At 57.0% G+C, this 25242-nt stretch carries 2 protein-coding genes; one reads left to right on the top strand and one right to left on the bottom strand.

Annotation, left to right across the window (positions count from 1 at the left end):
- Positions 1 to 401: 401 nt before the first annotated feature.
- The gene (locus tag BV034_RS10190) at positions 402 to 1202 is read right to left on the bottom strand and encodes an LptA/OstA family protein (protein WP_050026660.1); all 801 of its coding nucleotides are present in this window, start codon (positions 1200 to 1202) and stop codon (positions 402 to 404) included.
- A gap of 658 nt (positions 1203 to 1860) precedes the next feature.
- On the opposite strand from BV034_RS10190, the gene BV034_RS35920 reads away from it, so the two are divergent.
- Complete coding sequence (locus BV034_RS35920; protein ID WP_050026662.1) at positions 1861 to 25134, top strand: autotransporter-associated beta strand repeat-containing protein; 23274 nt, start codon at positions 1861 to 1863, stop codon at positions 25132 to 25134.
- Positions 25135 to 25242 lie beyond the last annotated feature (108 nt).

Genomic DNA, 25242 nt, shown 5'->3' on the forward strand with positions numbered 1-25242 from the left:
CAACGCCCCAGGGATAGATGGCCAAACTACCCTTGAGGGCTGTAGGCCCGGTGTCATCAAGTCTGCCTATGACGAGCATCCCTGAATGACGTCGGGCCTACAGCCCTCAACATCTAAAACGAGCGCCTGCCTTGGGCGTTGCCCAAGGCTGCAATGATGCCAGACCTTCGGCCCTCAATACTTTCACAAAAGGGAGATGCTCGACCTCTCCACTTTTCCCTCATGGCATTGCCCTATAGGCTGGACTCTTTGGGCCCTTCAAGCCCTGAATCATCATTTCAAACGCGGCCAGTATGAGCCCATCAGGGGCCACGCAGTAACGCAATGGAAGGCCTGGGATTGAGCAGACTTCAAAATGGTTCGCTCGCCTGACCTTCAGGCATGGGTCGGCTATCGCTGGCCTACTGGACTGGCGTTGCCTTGGGGGGTACCCCTTCGGCCATCAATTGTCTGGCGACGCGGGTTTGTGCGCGGCCTTCGGTCAGCATTTTCCCGGTCTTGGGGAACAGGGTGACCTTGGTACCTTGTTCAGCAGCAATGAGTTCCTGCCCTTGCCCCTGGATTTTTGGCCAACCTGTGAGCAGCAATGTCCCTTGCGAAGGGGTGTAGATGGCGGAATTCGATTGTCCGCGGTACTTTTTGTCATCCGGCACCCCGGTGAGCTGGACATTCACTTCGCCCTTGGCTTCGGCAAACTTGAAGGACTTTTTGTCTTTGCCGAGGTGCACTATCAACTGAGTGGCGGAAAGGTGGAACTGCGGGCTGGTCATTTTGACCTTGCCGTTGAACACCACCCGCTCGGCCTGGATATCCATCTTGGTGGCCTCATCTGCCGTGATGTGGAATCCAGAATCGCTCGGGACGGTCTGGAAGACGGAGGTGTCTTGATCAGGAGTGGGAATGTATCCAGGGATATTCTCAAGTGTCTTCCCCGTTGCCTTGACAGTGCTTGGTCCGGTCTGATCCAGCCAGGGGACTGCCGCGCCCGATTGTCTGGAGCCCAATGGACGACGTTGGATGTTGTCTCCCAATGTCGAGCCGCCTGCTGAGGGGTCTGTCTGCTCCCAGCCATAGCGCCCATGATCCATTCTTGCTCCAACTGCGGGTTCTGCATATTCGACCTTGTCAGGCAGAGGGGCGTGTCGCGCCACCTGCTGGATGTGGGCAGTGCGCGGAGAAGCCGCGAAACTGGTGTCCTGCATCCGGACTACCCAACCTGCTGCGGCAACAATGCCCAGCGGAACGGCAATAAGGTATGACGACGGTGACACGGCGTGGGCAATTTAGGGGCAATACTAAAGATATCCCAAATATTGTCAATGGTTAGATGATGTGCCTTTCAAAGTCTTGGCAAGCAGCGAATCGCGCGAAACGATCGCTCCGGCCCATCATAAAGATATTGCTTAGTGAGACAAAGGTATGGGTTTGCTAAAAATCAGAAAACCACTGTAGGAAAAGATGCTGGAATATTGATCTCGCTAGCAAAAAATTACCTTGCTCGTCGTTTCCGCATGTTGTCTGATCGCACGAAATCAAAAATCTCAATTTGAGACACAGCGGCAATACCATGTACATCTTTGCGCCTCAGCCTTGGACCAAGGTTAGGGGAGGCATTCTTATATTGGGGAATAGTCTCTTGAGATCATTTGGGGATGGGGGATGTGCGTGTCCTCGCCCGTTGGCAAGCCTCAACACTGAAGGCCTTCTCCTCAGCATGAATGGGTTGCCTTGTGTAGACATTGTCACTCCAACGCCGGCATCGATCCAGCAGATCGGTCGACAATTTTTCGTTATACCAGGGCGGTTGAGCCTAGCCATTGCTGTTCGGCGAATGGTCAAAGATCCCTAATCCAGTTTGTCATGAAATACTCCAGCCCTCTCCTTCGCGCCATGCGTCGCAGCTTGGTGGTTCCGGTGAACGCTGCCCTGTTGGTCTGTTTTGGGACTTGGAGTGCAAAGTCAATCGGCGGCGACACCACCTGGAACCAGGTTGCTGCGGGTGTCTACGACTGGAATATGGATGGCAACTGGGTGCCTGCTCCCTTTCCAAACTCTCCAGGTTCCATCGCCCGCCTTACCACGGCCACTGGCAGCCAGACTGTCGAGCTCGAGCAATCTATTACCCTTGGCAAGCTCGTTTTGGGGACGGCTGGATTCAGCACCGTGGCACCAGCCTACACTCTGGAACAAGGGGCTGCGGGAACTCTCGCCTTCGATCATTTTGGCGTGGGTGGTACTGCGACTCTGGAGAAGTCGGGGTTCAATACAGACTTCATCAACGTTCCAGTCACCCTGGTTGATTCCTTGCTGGCAAACATCAACGGAGGGGCTGTCAAGATCTCAGGTCCGGTCAGCGGCACCTTCGGCAGCGGTGTGACGGCCATAACCAAGGTTGGCAACGGAAATCTGATTCTCTCTGGAAGCAACACCTATACCGGTACTTCGCTAGTCAACGGAGGGCTTCTGACGATCACGCATGCAAATGCCCTCGGTGCCGGTGGTGCCGGGAATGGAACGGTGGTCATCAGTGGCGGCCAGTTGAAAATCGGTGGCAACATAACCGTAGCCAATGAACTTCTTACGCTCTCCAGCGAACGATCCCTCCTTGGAACAATCGTCAATCCTGAAGTCAATGGAGGTTTTGTAAGCGTTGGGGACAACTCGTGGTTGGGGGCGATTACTCTCGGAGGGGCCAGTCGAATTTACTCGAACTTTGGGATGCTTACGTTGGGCGATTTCGCAACTGGTGGTAATCAGCTGGTCTTGCGCGGAAGCGGGAACAAGACCTTTGGAGGTGCAGTGACGGGTAGTGGCTTCATCATCCACGAATCGGGCACGTTGCTCTTCAATCCCACGTCTGCGACTGGGTGGACCGGCAGACTGCGTGCATCGGGCGGCATAATCAGGATTGGTTCGGTGGCAGCGTTACCCAACAACGCAACACCCATTGAGATGAACAACGGCACGTTTCAGGTGTACGCGGATGCGGGCTTCACCACCGCGGGCAATATCGACTTTGCGAACAACAGCGGCACCTTGTATCTCGACAGGGCCTTGGGAGGAACTGGGCTCAACCAGATTTTCACGTTTGGAGAAATCTCCAGCATGAACAGTCGCACCTTTACAGTCAATGGGCGAAACGGCTACGGAGTTTCGTTTGCCGACAACCTGGACAATGGTGGTGTAGTTGCTGCAGGTGGGGATACAATGATCTTCACCAATAATGCGCAGGGTCTGTTGACGCTCTCTGGTGACATCAACTTGAATAACGCTGCTGCCCGCGCCATCACCTTCAATACCAACAACGGTAATGTGCTGGTCCAGGCGGGGGGCGGCGGGGTCGGGATCCTTGTTCAAGGTGGAGCCGGAGCGGTCAACCTTGTGAAGGCCGGCAATGGCACCCTGTTCATGACGGGGACCTTGCTTGCGTCGTCCATCACGGGTGGCACCTCAGTGAATGGTGGCGTCCTGGAAGTAAATACGTTGAACATCCTCGGCACCGGAACGATCAACATTGGCACAGGTACGACTGCGCCGACCAGCACGTCTGCTCCGACGCTGCGTTATGTGGGCACGGGAGACACCTTCACCCATGTGATCAACCTTGCCGGCTCCACGGGCAACGGCCGAATTGACGCCAGTGGCACTGGTGCGTTGGTGCTGAACGGAAACATCACCGCCGGGACGGCTGGTGCCAAGTCACTGGTGCTCGGTGGCACCAGCACGGCTGCCAACACCATCAATGGTACCATTGTCGATAGTTCAAGTGGTGCTACCGGGGTGATGAAAGTGGGCAAAGGCACCTGGGTTCTCGCTGGCAACAACACTTACACCGGCACCACTCAGATCATGAACGGTGTGCTGCGAATCAATGCGAATGCGACGGGAACCAGTGGCCTGGGCAATACAGCTTTGACCTTCGGAGCGGTTGCGACCGCTGAAAACACCATCCTTTCTCCAGGGCAGTCTGCGGGAGGGCGCTTTGAGTACAATGCCAATGCGGCAGGTACTCCGGAGGTTCTTGGGGCGCTGAATTTCGCCGCTGGTGAAGGCACTGTGGCGCTCATCAACAACGGAGGCACGTCGACGTTGACCTTTGCTTCCCTAACTGCGCCAACGATTGGCGCCACTGGCAACTTTACGACAAGCGGGGGTGCACTTGGCACGACGATTCGCATTGCATTCACTGCGGCTCCAGGAACTGCGCTCACCAACAACAATGCAATGTTGTTCTTCAATGGGGCTGACTACGCCTTTTACGATACCACCACTGTGGGCTCGGAACACATCCGTGCTTTAAACTACGGTACGGATTCGACCACGGCGGCTGCCGACACCTTCACGGCCAATCGCCACGTTTCGGTGACAACAGATGGAAACACCGGGGGCTCGATCACGCTGAATACTGTCAAGTTGTCCAACAATGCCACAGACCTTGTCGTTACGGGCACATTGACCCTGAATCAGGCTGCTGGCACTTCGGGCGGTATCCTCTCGACGGGGGCCACCCAAACCATCTCTGGTGGAGTGGGGATTACCACTGGCGGTGCTGGAGCACTTGTGATCCGCGTGGATGAAGCTTCGGACGATCTGGCTATCTCCACGGTGCTGACCAATGGCACCACTGGCGGGCTTGTTAAGAGCGGGTTGGGGCTCCTGGAATTGTCTGGTGCCAATGCCTACACTGGTACCACTTTTGTCAACCAGGGTACGGTTCGGCTTGCGGGATCGGGCACGCTTGGAGCGGCGGCAAATGGTCTGACGGTGCGGCAGGAGGGTACAGTGGATCTCAATGGTATCGCGCTGACGATCGGTGCCTTTAATGGTGCAGGCACGGTAACGAACGGATCTGGCACGTCAGCCGTGCTCACGATCGGTACGGGGTCTGCCACCGGTTTGTACACCGGCCTCATCTCTGGCAACCTTGGGTTGTCCAAAACGGGCACTGGCACCATCCGCATTACAGGTGCCCATACATACACTGGCGTCACCACCATTGGCGGCACTGGCACCACCAGCATCCTGGATGTTGTCAATCTTGCTGATGGTGGCGCGGCAAGCAGCATCGGCCAGTCAAGCAATGCGGCTGCTAATCTCGTCTTCAATGGGGGGATTCTCAACTACATCGGCTCCACCGTAAGTACGGATCGCAGCTTCACGTTGGGCGCAGGGGCCTCTGCCGGACGAATTAACAGTAACACGGGGGCGTATCTTTTGGGGGGCTCGTCGACTTTTGCTGGGTCACTGATCTTCTCTGGACCAGGGCCGATTGCTTTTTTGAACTCGGGTGCTCGTACTCTCACGCTGGGCGGGGCGTCAACCGGGGATAATGAAATTCGCCTGCAGTTGATCGACAACGGATCGGACAAGACCAGCCTCTCCAAGGAGGAAGCTGGACTCTGGATTCTGGGCAATGCTGGCAACTCCTACTCTGGAGACACCATCATTCGTGGAGGTGCTTTGCGGGCGTTGGATGGCACGACCCTTCCAACTGCCAGCAATCTCTTCCTCAATGGAACCACAACCGCTGCTGGTGGTGTGTTGGAAACCACCGGGGTATTTGACCGGGCTCTGGGAACAGGGGCTGATCAGTTGCGCTGGGGGGCGAACGCGGGTGGCTTCGGTGCCTGGTATGGCAGTCTTACCGTCAACATCAATGGAGATGGCGGCATGTTAACTTGGGGGACGACTGCCAATTTCCTGGCCGGAAATGCTGCGTTGATCTTTCAGAGTGCCACTTCCGAAGGAACGGTGGACTTCGTCAACGCTCTGAATCTGGGAACGGGTGCTGCACGTGTGGTGACCGTCAATGACAACGGCAACACGACTTTGGACTATGCGAAGCTGTCAGGCGTGATCTCAGGAGGATTTGTTGGGGCCGCGAATGATGCCTTCATCAAGAATGGAAGTGGCACTCTGGTTCTTGGTTCCAACAACACCTATGTGGGGAACACCCGCATTGATGCTGGCACTTTGGTTGTTTCCAAGATTGGCAGTGGTGCTGATGCATCATCCAGTTTGGGGGCGGGGCCAAGCGTGGCAGATGGAGGCTTTGTTCGCTTCAATGGTGGAACTCTTTTCTACATCGGTGAAGGTGAAATAACGGATCGGCAGTTTGTCATGGCTGCCAGCGGGACGCTCACGGCTGAAGGGACCGGGGCGTTGGTTATCACGTCAAACCTGGGTTTCTCGGGCGCAACTGGAACCCGTACGCTGACGTTGGGAGGCATAGGCGCGAACATCAACACTTTTGCAGGGATCATTGCCAACAATACTGCTGGCGGAGCCACCTCAGTCACTCATAACGGGTCTGGTACTTGGTTGCTCAGTGGTGCCAATACCTTCACTGGCACCCTCACCAACCAGCAGGGGACTTTGATGATCGCCAACAATGCGGCGCTCGGTGACATGACGGTGGCGCGCTCGTTTGTCATGAACGACAACGGCATCATCCACGCCCTGACGGATCTCTCAACACCCGGCACCGTGTCCTGGACTCTGCCTGGAAACATTGTCTATTTTACCGGTCCGGGCGGGGTCACCATCAACGGAACGTTCACTGCCAACCGCGCAGGGGACAACGAGATTCGGAACCAGCTCGATTTCGGAAAAGAACTGGTGTTTTCCAGTTCATCGACGTTGACTCTGTCCAACGACGCATCGGCCCGTATCTTGTCGATTAGCGGAACGGGCACCACCCGACTCAGTGGCATCATCAATGAGGCTGGCGGCGCAGCGGGTGATCAGCTCAGAATCACTGCGACCGGCGTGGTGATCATGGACGGTGCGGCCACCAACAGCTTTACCGGGGCCACCACCATCGGCCTCACCAACAGCGGCACTTCTGGAGGGACCCTTCGTCTCAATCGCACCACCTTGAATCCCTTGGGGACGGGGGCATTGCAGTTCGGTCAGGGCGGGATTCTTGAGGCGGCTGTCGATTTGAAGGGTGCCAATGCCCTCGGCAATAGTTCTGTCTCGATCATCGGTGGTACGACCTCTGCGGTAACCAGCACTGTGACTGGAAATCAGGATATTGATTTCAACGGCGCGTTCACCAACAACGGCAACAACAACACGTTTTTCAACAACCTTGACCCTTCCAAGAGGCTTCTCCTCTCCAATACGGTCAACTTGTCGAACGATGGCACAGCACGTAGGCTGACGATTCGTGGATTTGGTGAGACACAGATTACTGGCCAAATCGTCAATGGCAGCACATCCAACAGCGCGATCACCTACAACGGGGCGCTGACTGGCAAGCTGGTGCTGGGGGGGGCGACGGCCAACACCTTTACTGGTGGTGTCATTCACACGGGGGGCACGCTGGTGCTTGCCAAGGCCGATGCATTGTCCCCGTTGGGGACAACGGCGGCATTCCAGGCCCAAGGGGGCTGGCTGCAATCCACGGTCGTAGGCGGATCCACCATTGCAACGTCATTTACCCTTGGCGGAGCAGCAGGTCCCTTCTCGTACTTTGTCAACGGTGCCCAGAACATCACGTTCTCGGGAACTTCTACGAACAGCGCGGGCAACCACACCATCAACAGTGATATCACGGGTGCTGGAGTGTTGACGTTTTCAGGAACGGTGAACTTGAGCAACGATTCGACATCGCGGATCCTGACTGTGGGTGGTGCGGGCAACACGACCTTCTCTGGTGTCATCGCCAATGGCAACGGATCCACTGCGGGGGCATTCATCAAGGCCGGTTCAGGTACGGTCACGATGATCGCGGACAATACCTATTCTGGCAGTACCACGGTACTGGGTGGTGAGTTGGCCTTGAATTTCTCTTCGGTGACAGGAACGAAACTGTCGTCGTCTGCAGCGCTGGTGTTGGGATCAAACATCTTCCCGACCGCCTCCACGAATGCTGATTCCAACAACAGTTATGCCAATCCCACGGTGCGGCTCTTGGGCCACGCCTCCACCGCTGTGACGGAGACGGTCTCGGGCGTGACGTTGAATCAGGGTGGTTCGCGGATCATCCTGACTGGCGCGGGTGGTGCGTTGACTCTGGCTGCTGGAGCGATCACCCGCACCCAGTCGGGTGCGACCCTGGACGTTGCGATTACCGGGGCGGGTGTCAACATGTCCACCACGAACACGCTGGTCAATGGTATCCTCGGTGGGTATCTGACGTTGAATGGAACAGATTTTGCCGGCCTGAGCGGCTCCAATCTTGCGGTGGCGACCTACAGTACCAATAACGCAGTCAACACCTGGACATCTGGAATCAACGTCTCCAACAACGCCGTCTATGCGGGCACCTTGGGATCCTCACTCTCCGTCAACAGCATTCGATTTGGCTTCGCAGGCGGCTCGACCATCACCATTGGCAGCAACGTGAACCTCACAGTCGCGAGCGGTGGCGTACTCGTTAGCAGTGGCGTGGGCAACAATGCCAGCACCATCACTGGTGGCACCATTGATGGCGGTGCCGGTCTGGAGCTCATCTTCCACCAGCACAATACAGCCAACACGCTCACGGTTGCGTCACGGATTCTCGACTCCAACCGGGTGGTGAAGAGTGGCGACGGCACGCTCATCTTGAGCGGTGCAAATGCTTACTACGGTGAAACCATCATCAATGAAGGTCTGGTGCAGGCCGATGGCGGATCGGCCATTGGCGACTACTCGATGGTCACCCTCCGCAATGATGCGACGGCAGCCCTGCAGATCAATGGAAACGAAACCATTGGTTCCATTCAGGGGGGAGGCGCCGTCGGTGGTCATATCACGTTTGGCTCCAACAACATCACTGTGAATCAACTGGCCGTGACCAACTACGGCGGTGTTCTCACTGGTAGCGGAAACCTCTCGTTCCAAGGCAATGGCCAGTTTCGCTACTACGGTGCTTCCTCGGCCAGCTATACGGGTGCTGTCAGTCTTGACGGAAGCATGGCGGGCCTGATCCACCTCCTCGGAGATGGGGTTCAAAACCTGACTGGGGCCAGTTCTTTCACCATCAAGAATGGCTCCTTCTTGATTGACAACAATGGCAGCCGCCCCGTCAACCGCGTCGGTGACACGGCTGGAATCAGCCTTCAAAACGCCCGTGGACTGGTGGGTGGCGTGGCGAGCGGTCTGTGGATGCGCACGGATCAGGCTTCACAGGTTTACAACTGGAACCAGACGGCAAACACTGCGGACTACGTCAATCTAATCAGCGAATCCTTTGGAGCCCTCACTCTGGCCGGAGGGGACAACTATGCCCGCCTTGAGAGCACGGGCGGCGGGTTCCTGAGGCTGACGGCCGACAGTCTCGTTCGGAATGCGGGTGCCACGTTCAATGTCCGCGGCACCAATTTGGGGCTCGGGCCAAACATTGGGATCACCACCCAGCGGACCGCGTTGACTTTTACGAACGAACCCACTTCTTACCTCGTTGGGGGCGGCGGTGCCGCCAATACCACGACCATCAGCGTCATTCCATGGGCAGTGGGGCAGTCTGTCACTGGGGCAGTGGGAATCAACGACCGGGGTAACAGCTTCCTTACCTTTGACTCCGTAACCAAGTCGCTTCGCTCTCTCAATCTCGCCACGGAATATGGAACGAACTTTGAGACGCTCCTCACAAACGTCCGGATAGCCTCTTCGACGACCGCGTTTTCCAGTGCTCCGCTGGGTGCAGTCGGTGCCAATGTGCTGGTGCTTGATTCTTCCGCCGGCGGTGCGGTGGCTGTCATGGGAGATGGTTCAGGGGCGCTGACTCTCAACGCTGGCGGGTTGCTTTCCACTTCTCAGGGGGGAAGTGCCGCCACAAGCGTAGGTGGTTTTACCGACATCCTTACCAACACCTCCGAGTACGTGATTTTCACGCAGGGAGCCCACTCGTTGACCTTGAACAGCGGGCTGAACACGGCTGCGGCTTCCCTGATCAAGTCTGGTGACGGACGCCTCATCCTTGGTGCCGCCAGCAGTGTGGCGGGCACAGTTTATGTGAATGACGGCTTTCTTCAGCTCGACAACACCATTGCTGCAGGAAACATCATTGTGAATGGCGGCAGCTTGGTATCGAATTTTGTGGAAGCGCTGAACGACACGACATCCGTGAACCTGATGGATGCCAGTGTGTCCTATGTCGTTCTCAAGAGTGATACGATCAACAACATCAACGCCGTTTCCGGTGCGCGGGTGAACATCGCGGCCCCCGCTGTATTGACAATCAATGGGGCGCTGAACGCCCTCCTCACGGGTTCTGGCTCTTACGCCAAGGGAAGTGCTGGCACACAGGTCTTCGGTGCAGGGCACGGATACACGGGGGGCACTATCGTCAAGGTGGACACACTCCAACTGGACAACAGTGTGGTGGGCCTGGGCAAGATCTCCGATTACTCCGCGGTCACTGTGGAAACCGGTGCCACACTGGACTTCAACAGTGTTACGGAAACGGTTGGCTCACTGGCTGGAGGCGGCTCAGTCCTTCTTGGAACAGCCACGCTGACAATTGGTGCGGACAACACGAATACGAATTTCTCCGGGGGCATCAGCGGCTCCGGTGGCGTTACCAAGATCGGCACCGGCACCCAGATCTTCTCGGGCAGTAACCTTTTCACGGGACCGTTGACCATTCTTGGAGGCACCATGGCGCTGGACCAGGCAAGCGGTAATGCCCTTCCGGACAACCTTGTTATTGTATTGAACCGTGGTGGACGACTGGATGTGCGCACCAACGAGACGGTGGGGCAGATCACCGCAGCGAAAAACAGCAGCATCAACATTGCGGATGCTGGCGAGGTGTTGAACATCAACTACACCACGGCTGGACCCGTGACGCATACCCTGGACAGCAACTTCACCGGACTAGGCGGCGTCACCATCACCAACACGGGTGTGGGAGCGGCAGCGAATGCCATCACCCTAAACATGGGAGGATTTGCCACGCAGCAGGGTGCAATGACGATTGCGTCATCCGCTGCTTCCACGACGGAGTTCACGGTGAATATCGGGACGACCTCGCTTCCCCATCGCCACCTGAGTTCGGTAGCATTGCTTGACCTCCAGTCGGCCGTCAACAACACGCTCACAGTCAATGTGGGCCCGAACTCCGCCATCAACTTCTCCACCTATGAGGTGCTTGGAGGGCTTTCCTCTTCTGGAGCCGGCGTGGTGCGTGTCAACTTGGTCAACAACGGCAACATCTCCTCAGTCTCCGTAGGTGGTAACAACCAGAACACGACCTTCAACGGCGCGTTCGTCGGCAATAACGCACAGGCAGCGGTTTTCAAGACCGGCACTGGTGTGTTCACCATCACCAACAGCGCGATTGGTGACAAGAACGACGGTGTTTGGCGTGTTGATGACGGGACCTTGGCGCTCGGGGGCACTGCGGGGACGGATCGCCTGGACGGTGCGACCGTAGTGGTGCTTGGCAACAAAGGAGGGGCCACCGGCTCGACATTTGACATCACGACCGGAACCGAAACCATCGCCGCCATCCGTGGCGGTGGACGCGCCACAGGATTGTCCGGTGTGGGAAGTACGAACAACACAGACGCGAGCCTCGGAGGCAACGAAATTGGTGGCACTGGTGGCAACGTAAACCTCTCCGCAGGGACGACACTCTCAATCAATGCAGCGACTGTCACCAATGTCTTTGGCGGTGTGTTTACCGGGACTGGGACATTCCAGAAGCAGGGTTCAAGCAACTTGCTCCTCCTCGCGGAAGGTACAAGCGCTATGACTTACGCAGCAAACGCCGGAGTCACCCGCCTGCACTTCGCCAATCGTTCCGTGGCATTTGGCGAGGTGGCAAGCGCTGACGTGCGAGGTGGTTTGGCGGACGCCGCAACCCTGAACATGACGGCTGGCACTTTTGAAACAAGCGGCTTGAACGAAACAATCGGAACATTGATAGGCACTTCGGGGACGGTCAACTTGGGGACTTCCGCCTCCGCGTACGGCGCTGGCACAGGAAAGCTGACCATCAATAACTCCGGGAATGGGACCATTGCGGCAGTCATCGCTCAGAGTTCGGGTGGGCTCTTCAACGCGGCGGTTTCTGGCGCGCAACACGTGGGCGGACTGGTCAAAAATGGGCTTGGCAATGTCACCTTGTCTGCAACGAACACATTTGTTGGCGACCTTGCCATCAATCAAGGGACTATCACCCTTTCTGGCGGGAATGCGATAGCCGACACTGTGCGCGTGAGTGTGTCCAATGGAGCCACTTTGGCCTTGTCGAGCACAGAAGCGATCGGGTCCCTTAGTGGAGGTGGCAGTGTCAATCTCAACCTTGGGACTGCGAGAACATTGATCCTTTCCGACAACGGCAATACGACTTTTAGCGGTGTGATTTCAGGATCTGGAGACAGTGCTCTGTCGTTGCTTGGCGGCACTTTGACGTTGAGCAACAGCCAGACATATCTTGGAATCACAACGTTGCAGAACAGCGCCAAGTTGGTGCTCAATGGTGCCAACATACTGGCCGATACTGCTGTCAATGCGTCGGCAGGGACCTTGGTGCTTGGAGGGAGCAGTATTGTTATGGGCTTGGGCGCAACCGGCCTGGAAGTTCGTGGTGATGACACCGACCTAACTAGCGGATCGAACTACATCTACCAGCACATGGGGGGTACCGGTACTTTTCAATTGAACAGCCTTCTCCGGACCGTCAATACGGGTGCCACATTAAATGTTCACTTCGGAGCTGCCACCACGGATACAGCCAATACCTCTGCTGGAATCCTCGGCGGGTGGGCTATAGCTGACAATTCAACCTGGGCGCTGAATCAGACTGGGGGCCCGGATGGTGTGATCGTGGGTCTGGCGAATTCAGGGTACTCTGCAAATGTATTTGGTGGTTCCAATTCACATGTGGATGTCACCACCAGTTTCGGTGTCTCGACGGTCGTGGCGAATACGATTCGGTTCAATTCCGGTTGGAACAACACCATAACTGTTGGTGTGGGAGGCTCGATTCTGCTTCAGAGCGGAGGGATTCTGATCACAGAAGGGGTTGGGGCAGGCACTTCGACCATCACTGGAGGAACTTTGACTGCCTCCAACCTCGATGCGCAAGAGATCATCATCCATCAACACAACCGACAAGGGGCATTTGTGCTAGACAGCATCATCACGAATGCTCCGAATCCCACAGGCTTGACCAAGGTGGGACGGGGCACGGCGATCATCACCCAAAACAATACTGCGTCGGGTAACACTCGAATCTTTGAAGGGTTGATGGTGGTCGGGGATGGTGGGACCAATGGCCGGTTGACCTCGGGCAGCATCATTCTCCAAGGTATTTTGGAGTTCAATCTCAGTAGCACACTGCAGATTAACTCGGTGTTGGATAGCAGGACTTCAAACGGTGCGCTTAACTCCAGTCTGCCCCTATTCTCATTGGGTTGGCTCCGCCAGAATAATGCTGCGGGAACTTTGGTACTTGCGGCCGACAGTTTGGCCTACACCGGCAAGATAAGTGTGCTACAAGGCACGCTGGAAGCGAGGTCTAGCAACGCTCTGGGGGCGGCCAATACCACTTCAGGCGGGGTCTTCGTCGAGCAAGGGGCAAGGCTGCGTTTTGGAGGTGGACCCATCACTCTGGCGGCTAACAAGGTGATCGCACTTGAGGGGGCAACATTCGAGGCCCGTGACGCCAGTCACACATTTAATGGCATCCTTCAGGTGACGAAAGACAGCACCATCGACGTCGGATCCGGTCTGACCCTCACCTTCAGTGGCACCAATGACAATGCGATCTATGGTCTGGTGGAAAGCGATCACACATTTGCCGACCTCGCCTTTCAGGGCGCTGGGGGAGTGACCCAGCTCTCTCAGGCTGCGGTATTTGCGAACGCATGGGGGGACACCACCATCGGAACCGGGCATACCGTCCGCTTGGGCAACAACAACAACCTGGGGAGCTTGGGATACGGCAGCATTGTGAACAATGGAACGCTGGAGTTCCTCCGCAATGACACCGTCATTATTCTCGACAATGCTATCACTGGGACAGGGGACCTGATTTTCAGCCGCCCTGGGTCTGTCTTGCTGACCGGGGGCAGTACCTCAACCGGGAACATAGCTGTCGGCAACCCTTCGGTGGATCGGGCTCTTGTACAAATCGGCAACTTCGGCTTCGACGACTCTCTCAATACGGCCTCTGGGAAGACTGTCACCGTCACGTCTGTGGGATCCGGTCTGGATTCTCACTTCAGGTTTGGCACGCAGACCAACCTCCTCAATACCGACGCAAGTTTCGTGCTCGCCGTTGGTACAGGAAGGGATGCCTATCTGGTCAAACGTGGTTCAGGCGTAGTCCAGATCAACGGCACGATTACCACTTCGGGCGGTGCCGGTGGCAACCTGGGGACGATCAACATCGATTCCGGCACGCTTCGGTTTACCAATGGCATCGGGACTTCTACAAACCCGTTTGCCGGTGAAATCAACATGAGCGGCGGCGTTTTGGAACTCACTGGTACCGCCGACACCTACCTTGGGGGGGCAACGGGAGGCCTGCTGCAAGGTACAGGGGCAGTGTTTGCCTGGCGCAGTACTGGTACGCTCCACATCACGAGCGGTGGTCATACCTACTCCAACAACCGGGACAACCTCGCGGGTCTCTATGCTTACAACGGTACCATCAACTTGAACAACTCCGGTGGGAATGCCTGGTCCAACGACGGGTACATCTACCTGATGAACGGTGCCACGCTGCAGATCAACTCTGCTGGCGGGGAAACCATCGGGTCTGTTGGGATGATGAAGGGCTCCTCCATGGTGCTGAACACGACCTTGTCCCTCAACAATGGCGCTGGCGTGAACCGCATCTCCTTCCTCGCAGGGGACATTTCTGGAAGCGGTGGATTGGTCAAGATTGGCCGCAATGGCGGAAACAACGAAACCTCCCCCTCCATCGTACTTGCCAGCACCAACAACAGTTTCAGTGGGCAGGTTGTCATTCGTGTGGGTGGCATTGAAGTCTTGAACATCGCTGATGCAGGGGTGAACAGCTCCCTGGGATCAGGCGGAACCATCGTCATGGGAGACGACGGCACGGCCACCTCGACGGATCCCCAAATTCGCGCGTTCCTTGCGATTCACAACTCGACGGTGAATTCTTCGAACCGCGGATTCCTCATCACCGGCACTGCCACGCACAGTGCGGGTGGGGTGCGCGAGATTGGCGCATTTGGCAAGCAGTTGTTGCTTTCGGGAGATGTGACGAATGACGCCGGCACCACGGCGCGGGTGTTCCAACTCACGGGGAACAGCGAAGCCAACAACACCCTCTCCGGAAACATTCTTCAGGGTGCGGGAACTGGGGGCATGATCGTGCGCAAGGAGAGCACTGGCCGGTGGATTCTGTCCGGAACCAACACCTTCTCTGGCAACCTGGAAATCAACAACGGCTTCCTCGGCATCACCAGCGTGGCGGCCACGGGGGCCGCCGGAAACGAAATCCGGCTGGGTAGCGGTGGCAACACGGCTACTCTGGAGTGGATGGGAACCTCCACGGGGACGTTTGCCAAGAATCTGAATTTCAATGGAACAACTGGTACTGCCCGCATCAACGCGAACGGCACGGCCGCTGTCGTGTTCAATTCGGTCAGTATCACGAACAACAACAACCGCACCATTGCACTGGGCGGGACTTCCGCTCCGGGCGTTATCAATATCATCGCGGGCAATCTGGTGGACACCGGTACAGCGGCGCAATCGCTGACCAAAGACGGGCGTGCCACTTGGCGCCTCAGCGGGGCGAACACGATTGACGGGAGTTTCACCATCAACGCCGGCATCCTTCAGGTGCAGGGTTCACAGGCGATTGGTGACACCCGCACAGTGAACGTTGCGAACGGCCTCGTGCCTTTTGATGAAAACGGGAATCCTGTGGCAGCTCCTGCCACTTTGGAACTGCTCTCCAATGAGTCGATCGGGATGCTTCTAGGTGCCCGTGGTGGCATCGTGAATCTCAACGGCAACACCCTCACGATTCTCGGTAACACGACGGCCCAAAGCTTTCAGGGCAAGATCACTGGAACGGGTGGGGTGACGCTTGGCTCTTCCGGAAATGCCAATGCTTTTGGTCTGAACAATGTGGAAAACGCCAGCAGCGGTCTCCAAGGGCTGGCCAACTACTCTCAGTTCCTGAGTGACTACACAGGCGCGACGACCATCGTTAGCTCCCAGTGGCACACCGCCTATCTGGCTGATGTTGGCACTGCCAGCGGTATCGGGAAGGGTGACTCCACCAGCAACACGACGAACGCGGCGAGCCTTGTCCTCAACGGTGGAAGCACGAACTCCAGCAACAGCGGACTTCTCTATCAGGGCACGGCGAACGTGACCAATACCAACCGACTGTTCCGCCTGGGAGTTGCGGGTACTGGCACGGATGCCACTGGCATCTGGAACAGTGCAGGGATTGTTCACGGTATTTCCAACGGCACACTCAATTTCACGAACACCGCTGCGATCGAGTACACTGGTAGTGGTGCAAGAACGCTCACGCTCCGCGGCACGAACATCTCCAACAACACGTTCACTCCCATCATTGGGGATGGGGCTGGCGGTGCCACCTCCTTCCGCAAGGTCGAGGGGGGGACATGGATCCTGGCCGGTGCGAACACCTACACTGGGGTCACCAGCGTGACCAACGGCAAGCTCATCCTGCGCCATAATCTTGCGTTGGGAACTTCTGCAGGCGGTACGACTGTCTCTGGTGCATCGGGAATTGGTATCGAACTTCAGAACAACATCACGATCACCGGAGAGGCTCTCACTATCACGGGTGACGGCGGGTCACTCGGTTCCGGAGGAGCGAGCTCCAACATCTGGGCTGGCAATGTGGTGATGAACCAGAACGCTCGCATTTATGCCAGAGCTGGTTCGACCCTGGAGATCAGCGGAATCGTGAGCAGCGACACCAACGGCCGCGCCTTCAACAAATATGACATGGGTACGGTCGTGCTCTCCGGATCGAATACTTACTCTGGAGCCACCAGCCTCTTGGGAGGCACACTTCGCTTGAACTACGGTGCCAACAACAATAGCAAGCTCGCTGACGGCACTTCGCTGACGCTCGGCGGTACCGGTCTTGCCACGCTAAATGGAATGGCAGAGTACAACAACGCGATCACCCATCAGGTATGGGGACAGGGGGGCGTGCTTGAACTTGCCGGCGGCTCTCACACGGAGATTGTAAGCGCCACTGCGATCAATAACGGGGCCAGCAGAATCATCCGCAGTTCAGGAACTGCACGGATCGCTCTCAACGTCATCACCCGCAGCGTGGGCGGCACTTTGGACTTTGGCGAGGACAACATCGCGACGACCGACACCAACAACACCAACGGCATTCTTGGCGGATGGGCCACCGTGGGGCGCAATACCTGGGCCGTATCCGTCAATAGCGGAGCAGCAGACACACTGATCACAGGTCTGGTGGCGTACAACAACGACGCCTACGTTCCCACCTTCAATACCAATGTCGTGAGCTTCGCCGCGGCGGCGACCGACTTCACCACCAATACGATCCGATTCAATGCGGTCTCCGGTGGTGTACTCAACATGAGTGGCGCCAACAACTTCCTGCAAAGCGGCGGCATTCTCATGACAGCGGCCTCAGGTGCGGTCACCATTGAAGGGGGAAGTGCCGTGGTGCTTCGTCATGGGACGCAAGCGACTGCTGCGAACAGCCATGACCTTGTCATTCACCAGCACAGTGCCAGTGACTTGACCATTAATGTTGTGCTGGGTGAAAACATCACGGCCGGCAGTGCGAATACGCAGGGGCTCACGAAGACTGGTGCAGGCAAAGTGATCCTTACCCAGGACAATACGTTCCGCGGGACGATCAACATCTCTGAAGGCACATTGCAGGTCGGCAATGGGGGCAGTAGCGGCTCTCTCGGTGCTGGCGGCAGCACCTTCAATCCAGTGATCATGGGGGATGGGACCACGTTGATTCTCAACACCACGAAGGCGACGGAATACAACTTCCAGACGATTTCGGGGAATGGGCACATCATTCTTGCTGACACCAACACGCAGACTTTCCTGCTGGATGATGCTAATTCCAGCTGGTTGGGTCGTATCACCATTGACGGAGGCATCCTTCGGGTTCGTGGACAGAACACTGCGCTGGGCGATCAGCGGTCCATGGTCACTGTCAACGATGGGGGCACATTGGAAGCTTCAGGGTCAGGGCAGACGTTCAATACCCGCATTGTCTTCAATGAAGGCGCGGTTCTAGCCGCGCGGTCGGCTGTGATTTCGGCCGTGCTCACCAACACCACTGCCACGTTCAGTGGAAAAATGGAGTTCAACAACGCGACCACGGCGGGCATGTCGGTGGTCGTTGACAGTGCGCAGAGCTTGACCATCTCGGGTGTGATTCAGGGTGCCAAAGGGTTCACCAAGTCCGGCAACGGCACGTTGGTGCTTTCAAGTGTCAACTGGGTGGATGGTGCAGCCACCTTGTCGGGCCAGATTGTTGTCAGTGAAGGAACACTCCAGCTGGGTGGTGATGGTCAGCAGCGCAACCTTGGCGCAGTAGGCGTCAACAACGAGACGATCATTCTCCAGAATGGCCGCATCAACCTCAACAACGCTGACTTGAACTGGGCGGATCTCTCATCCCCGCAGCGTGAGATCGTCCGTATCAGCGGCACTGGCCTTGCAAGCGGTGCCACTGCCAACACAGGTGCCTTGATCAACACCTCCGGCACAGCCACCCTTGCCTTCCTGGAGTTGGGTGCAAATGCCACGGTGGGCGGCAACAGCCGTATCGACTTGGCGACCTACGACACAGACTCCTCCAGCCTGATCTCTGCCCAGCAGCCTCAGGTGGACGGCAACAACTTTGCCCTGAGCAAGGTGGGCACCAATGAACTGGTCTTCCGCGAAACGGCCTTTACCGAACTCGCGGCCCTCAACATCCGTGAAGGCACGCTTCGACTGGAAACCAATGCGCCCTTCATACCCATCCGCAATGAGGTGGGCAGCACCACCAACCCCACCTCCTCAGTTGGAAGCGGATTGGGAGCCATGTTGGCGGCAAACGTAGGCGTGGTGAATCTGAACTACGCGGGCACTCCCACGAATGATGCGGCATCTGGAGTTCAGAACGTCATGGCCATTCCCCGTCTGGACTTCTACAGACAGCATGGCGTGGTCCATACCACACCGATTAATTTCGGACGCGGCATCATCTCGCTCAACTCAGATACGCTGCCCTACGTCTATACGACACTGGCTGGCACCATGACTTTGACTGGGGCTGCCAACGGGACCGACTCGCTCTTTGTAATTGAAGGTGGTGGTGGCGGCACCAACGTCGAGGCTGGTGTCTACCGCAATCCGTTCTCCGCGCTGATCATTGATGCAGACGTGACGGGCACAGGTGGGTTCACCAAGCTGGGCACCCGTGAGTTGATCTTTACGAAGGACACCTCCTTCACTGGAGACGCCGTGGTCAACCGGTTCTCCAACAATGATTTCTACCTGGATCCGAAATACGGCAACCAGGGGGCCATGCAGATGATTGGCGTGGCCCTTGCTGGTGCAGGGACCTTCAACAACGCCAGCCGGATGGTGCTGGAGCGGGGCGGGGTGCTCCGCCTCGTCAACAACAGCAGCTATAACGACAAGCTGGGCATCGTGAATGCCAACAACAATGACCGTTTGAACAACAACGGCCAGTTGGTCATGCGCAATGGTTACTTGGTCTTCGACCTGGGGGCGACCGCCAACTCTGAGAACATCGGGAACGTCGTCATTGGCGAGAACACCGCCACCGGGCGCACCGCGAGCTACATTGATTTTGATCTTCAGAGTGGAGCCAACGTCACTCACAATATTGGTATTCAAAGCATCACTCGCAATGTGGGTTCCGTGCTCGAATTCCGCGTCTATGATTCGGAGGCGAGGTTCGGGGGAACCACGGGTGATAGCGTCCGGCTCCAGTTGCTGGATGGTGGTACTTCAATTGCTTCGTTGCTAACCGGCAGCGCATCTGGAGTGACTCGTCATGTTGTGCAGGGGCTCTTCGGCGGCATTGCCATGATTCCCCAGGACCATGCCTACCGCTTCTCTGGCACGCAGGATGCACTGGGGCAGCAGCGGCTCATGTTCTGGCGTGCAGCCAGAGACTTCATGACGACCGAGACCATCTCGGGTCAGACGTATCTCCGGCCGCTCGACGACAGTGAATACTCCCAGAACGCTTTTGTGACCGGGGGCAACGTAAACATCAGTGAGATTTCCTTCTACCAGCGGGATTCGATGAAGATCAACACGCTGCGTCTGGGCAATCTCAATGACAACCTGGGCAACAACGCGACTTCCCTGCCTGGTACCCGGCAGGTGGAGGTTCAGGACTCCTCCATCAGCCTGTTCCTGGATGACAATGTTGTTCTCAACATTGCGTCAGGGATGGTCATGGGTGCCTCTTGGTCTGAAGGCGGCCTCGTAAACGGTCAGCAGCAAGTCATCTTGGGTGGGACCTTGCAGTTCGGCAGCAAGGAGGCCATCTTCCATGTAGTGGGCGGTGGCTATGCCACCGACTTTGGCGGAATTCGCGGAGACAACCGACTTGAAGTGCGCTCCACGATTGCAGGGACGGGTGGTCTCACCAAGTCAGGCACGACGGAACTGCGTTTGGACGGGCGGAACACGTTCTCCGGACTAACCACCGTCACCAACGGCAATCTTTACATCAGAAACGGTGAGGCATTGGGTGCAGGGAACGCTGGTGCCTTTGATGGCACTGCGGGTCCGAATGGCAACATCGTCACGGGTTGGGGACAGATCCTTCAAGGCAACGGAAGCAACATTGGCTCTGCGAACGCTCGCGAGGATCTGTATGTGGGGGTGATCAACCAGAGTGCCATTGTGCTCCGCTCGGATACTTCAGTGAACTCCTGGACAGGTAACATCATCATCGACAACGTCGACAATGCCGGCATGGTCGTGAACACGCCAGTCATTCAGACCAACTCCCAGGATACGCTGATCCTCAACGGCAGCATCGCCGGCGGCAGCACACTGGTCCTTGAAGACGGCCTTGCGACCTCGCTCGATTCCAATCCCCGCGTCGTCACTTTTAACTCGGCTGATACCGCAAACGGCGACGGCTGGATTCTGCTGAAGAAGGCAATCGGTGACCGGTATGTCGGGGGACAGGCGGTTTCAATTGCGGACACCGTGTCCACCCAGACGACCATTGCCGGCGTTCGGACCAACGAGAATCAGGCGCTGGCAGTGACGTTCAACCCAAGCAGCAACGAGGCGATCTACGAAACCTATGAGTCATGGGCGGCAGTGGGTAGGCTCACGATGAATCGCGGATGGCTGCGCTACATGGGTGACGGGGACTTCTATGCTGCAGATACTGTTGCCAAGATGGGCATCACGAGCACCAATCTCCCTTCCGGCAACGTGGGCATCCGTCTCGGCAATGGCGCTGACGGCGGTGTTGGGGCACTGCTCCTGACCAAGGCAGGTCAAAGCTTCGCTGCCAGCGGCCAGCTCAACTGGCAGCAGATCAACAACAATGCCAATGGCCTGACCATCATCGGCGGCGAAAACGAGAACGGTGTGGTCACCTTTGGTAATGGCGCCGGACGGTTCGATACCGAGCGTCTTGTGGCTTTTCACGCCTCTATGGGCGGCGAGGTGCAGGTCAAGTTCCAGATTACCACTGGGGGCGGGGCTGCGGATTTCATGAGCAAGATCGGGCGGGGCACGGTGCGGATGCTTGGCAGCACCTTGGGCGGGGGGAACATCAATGACGTCGGTATCTTTGGTGGCACGATGATCTATGACTACCGGACCAACAACACGGTGATGAATGACAACACCGCCATCCTGAAACTGGGTGGTGGCACATTGCACCTTGTTGGCAACGCTACGGCGGACACCACTCAGAATTTCCAGCGTGCCGCAGGTACGGGCAGCACCTCACAAAACACCTTCAGCGTGTTCAGTGGTGGCTCTCAGATCGTGGGTGAGGCTGCCGCAGGGCGTGCTCTCAACATCAACATCGGAGCCGATGCTTTCGGCTTGGCTCAGCCGAACCGGACGATTACCCGCAACGTGGGTGGCACGGTTGGATTTGTGGGAACAGGAGCAGGAACGGTCAACATCACCTTGGCCGGTGCCAACGTGCCCCGGAATGTCACCTTTGGTTGGGCGACTTACGGGACAAGCATTCACACCGCCTTGGACTTTGCCATGGTAGATGCCACGGATGTCGTAGCGAACAAGGTCAAGGCCATCAACCGTAATCCCGGACACAACGTGAACAACGTTGCGGCCTGGGGGGCAGGCATGGATGTCAGTGAAAATGGAGGCGCTGGCTTCACCGGCATCTTGGGGGCGAATCTTGCCATCAACACGCTGCATTTTGACGCCAGTACCGAGAGCCTCGTGAACCTGGGGAGCAATACTCTAACCGTGTCCGGCGGGGGCATCTTGGTGAGCTCGGAGGTGGGGTCGTTCAACAAGACCATCACAGGTGGTGTGCTCACGACCTCAGCTGTCGCGAGCAGCGGCATGATGACCAATGGGGAATTGATCATCCATCAGTACGGGTCGGGGATTTTGACGATCGGTTCGACTCTGGGGGATGCCAACCTGACCAGTGTGGTCATCAACGGGGTGCAAACCACCATCAATGAGGTGCTGGGTGCCTCGCCCACTCTCACTCCTGGCACGGTCCGTCTCACCGCAGCCGGCGGCAATCAGCAACGCGCCTTCTATCTGAACGGGGGAATTCTGGAAGTGAGCAATGAAAACCAGCTGGGCTTGGTGGACATTGCTTCAGTCACAAACCTTCTCTTCCTCAATGGTGGTACCTTCCGCTGGACCGGCACCGGCACCACCATCCTGGATGAACAGCGCCAGATCCAGGTGGGTGGCAACGGTGGGGTGATCGACGTGGCCAACTCCGATGCCGTCCTCGGCATACAGGGGGAGGTGTTCACGGATGTCAACACGACCAACCTGATGACCGGTGCCGGGGCCGCTTTTGGTGGCAACGACATCATCAAGAAGGGTGCGGGTACTCTGCTGATTCAAGACCTTACTGACGCCAATGTGGGCTTCGGCGGGCTTCTGGACATTCGGGAGGGCACTCTGCGAGTCAGCGGCGCCCGCTCGAACTCTGGCACCGCTGCGAACACCATTGTGGTGACAAACATGTTCGGAACGAACAGATCGTGGCTCGATGCCACCATTTTCCGCCAGGGGACAAACTTGGAATTCCGCATGGGTGACCTCCAGACCGCCAGCCATGTCTATCAGATGCGTGAGAATTTCCGCTTTGATGGCAACAACGTGATCTCCATGCAGCGTGCGGGGGCCAATGCTCACATCATCCATCTTGATGGGGTCATCGACCTCGAGGGTGCTGTAACCGTGGATATTACCACAGGTCACGTGATGCGTTGGAACAACGACGGTGGCTATCTGACGGGCTCGGGCAACCTCATCAAGACTGGTCTTGGGGAACTTCAGTTGCGCGAAAACAGCCCTGACTGGACGGGGAGCGTCTCAATTCTGCAAGGTAAGCTGCTTGCGGGAAGCCAAGGGAAACCGCTCGGAAGTGGCACGGGTGCCATCACCTTGGGCTCTGCAGAGCATACCGGGCTTGCCTGGTTGAGCCTGCACAATGAGACAGGTCTGCCCATTGCGCTGACCCTCGAAAACGACATCAACGTCATCTACAATCCGCTCCAAACCAAGCGGTTGGGGCTGACGTTGCCCGCTGCCAACGGTCAGGATCACTACCTGAACGGTGATATCACCATGGGGGACCATCTTGCCCTGTACATCGAGGACAGCACGATTCCCACAGGAGGCAAATTCGACTGGATTCACTTCAATGGACAGTTCAAAGACGACCTGGTGAACAACCGTTCCGGCAACCTGGTGCTGCGCTTTGACAATACCAGCGGTGTTGAAAACGATACAAACACCAACGGTGGTCAGAGCTTCGGCTACTTCAACTTCAACAACGACAACTCGGGCTGGAGTGGAGACGTGGTGGTGGCTACCAATGCTTCCTACTTTTACAATGAGACTACCATCTTGCGGTTGGGGCACGACAAGGCGCTGACGGAGAAGAACGAGGTAACGATGAACTTCAACTCTCGTCTCCAGGTGGCAGGCAACAATGTTACCATTGGTGGTCTGATCACCCAAGGGGGCAGTGGGCAGCCGCAAGGTTCCACTGGCAGCAGTGAATTCATTGAGAACGCTGCGGCCACGGAAGGTACGCTGACCATCAAGCAAACCACCCCAGCAGAGGTGGAAGTGCTTTGGGATGCTTACTTCCAGGACGGAACCACGGCCAGCCACTTCATTCAACCTGACAGCGGCACCACCTCATCCTCACTGAATCTTGTCAAGGACGGCCTCGGCTGGGCCACATTGACTCTGAACAACAACTATACAGGACTCACCACCGTGGCCCAGGGTACGCTCCAAGTGGGTCGCAACGGCTTCGGCGACACGGGTGCGGACTACAACACCAAGGGCACCCTGGTCAACGCCGGGGCAACATTGGCCGGTACTGGCGTGGTTCAGGGGGGCGCTTCGGTCACCCATCAGGTCAACGGGAACTTGAAGCCGGGCGACTTCGGCGGCGAGGGGAACGGGACCCTGACGTTCAACGGCAACACGGCCTTCGGCAGCACGGCGAACATCTACTTCCAGATTTCGCACGCCACCTTCAACGCCCCGGAAGTGCTCCATATCAAGGACACGGCCGCAATTGCAGCCATCCCTGCCAAGTATGCCACTACTCTTAATGACATCGTATTGACCAATCAGCACGACCACGTTGAGATCAACGGAACGCTTACAGTGGACGCCAACACCAAGTTTATCATTGTGGACAACGGCTACAACCCTGTCGCGGGTGATGTATTCAACCTTATTGACTGGGTTGGTGCTTCTTTGACCGTAAACACGGGTGGAGAAGTTCGTTTCGGTGGTTTGTTGGGGGCGCTTGATCTCCCCAACTTGGGACCTGATTATCGTTGGGACACCAGCCTGTTTAACAGCGCCGGCATCCTGGTGGTGACAAGTGTGCCAGAACCCGGGCGCATGGCCCTATTGCTTCTGGGCCTAATCGTATTGTTTGGGGGGCGTTGCCGTCGCAAAATGCCTTGATCGCCGCCGGTATTTTCAGAGTTGCGCATCGCGTGTGAAAGGCGTCCAAGACTCTTCCGGAGGTCTGCGTCCCCGGGGAGCCTGGGCCACCAGATCCAAGCCAGCCCC

Source organism: Verrucomicrobium sp. BvORR034 (assembly GCF_000739635.1).
GTDB lineage: Bacteria > Verrucomicrobiota > Verrucomicrobiia > Verrucomicrobiales > Verrucomicrobiaceae > Verrucomicrobium.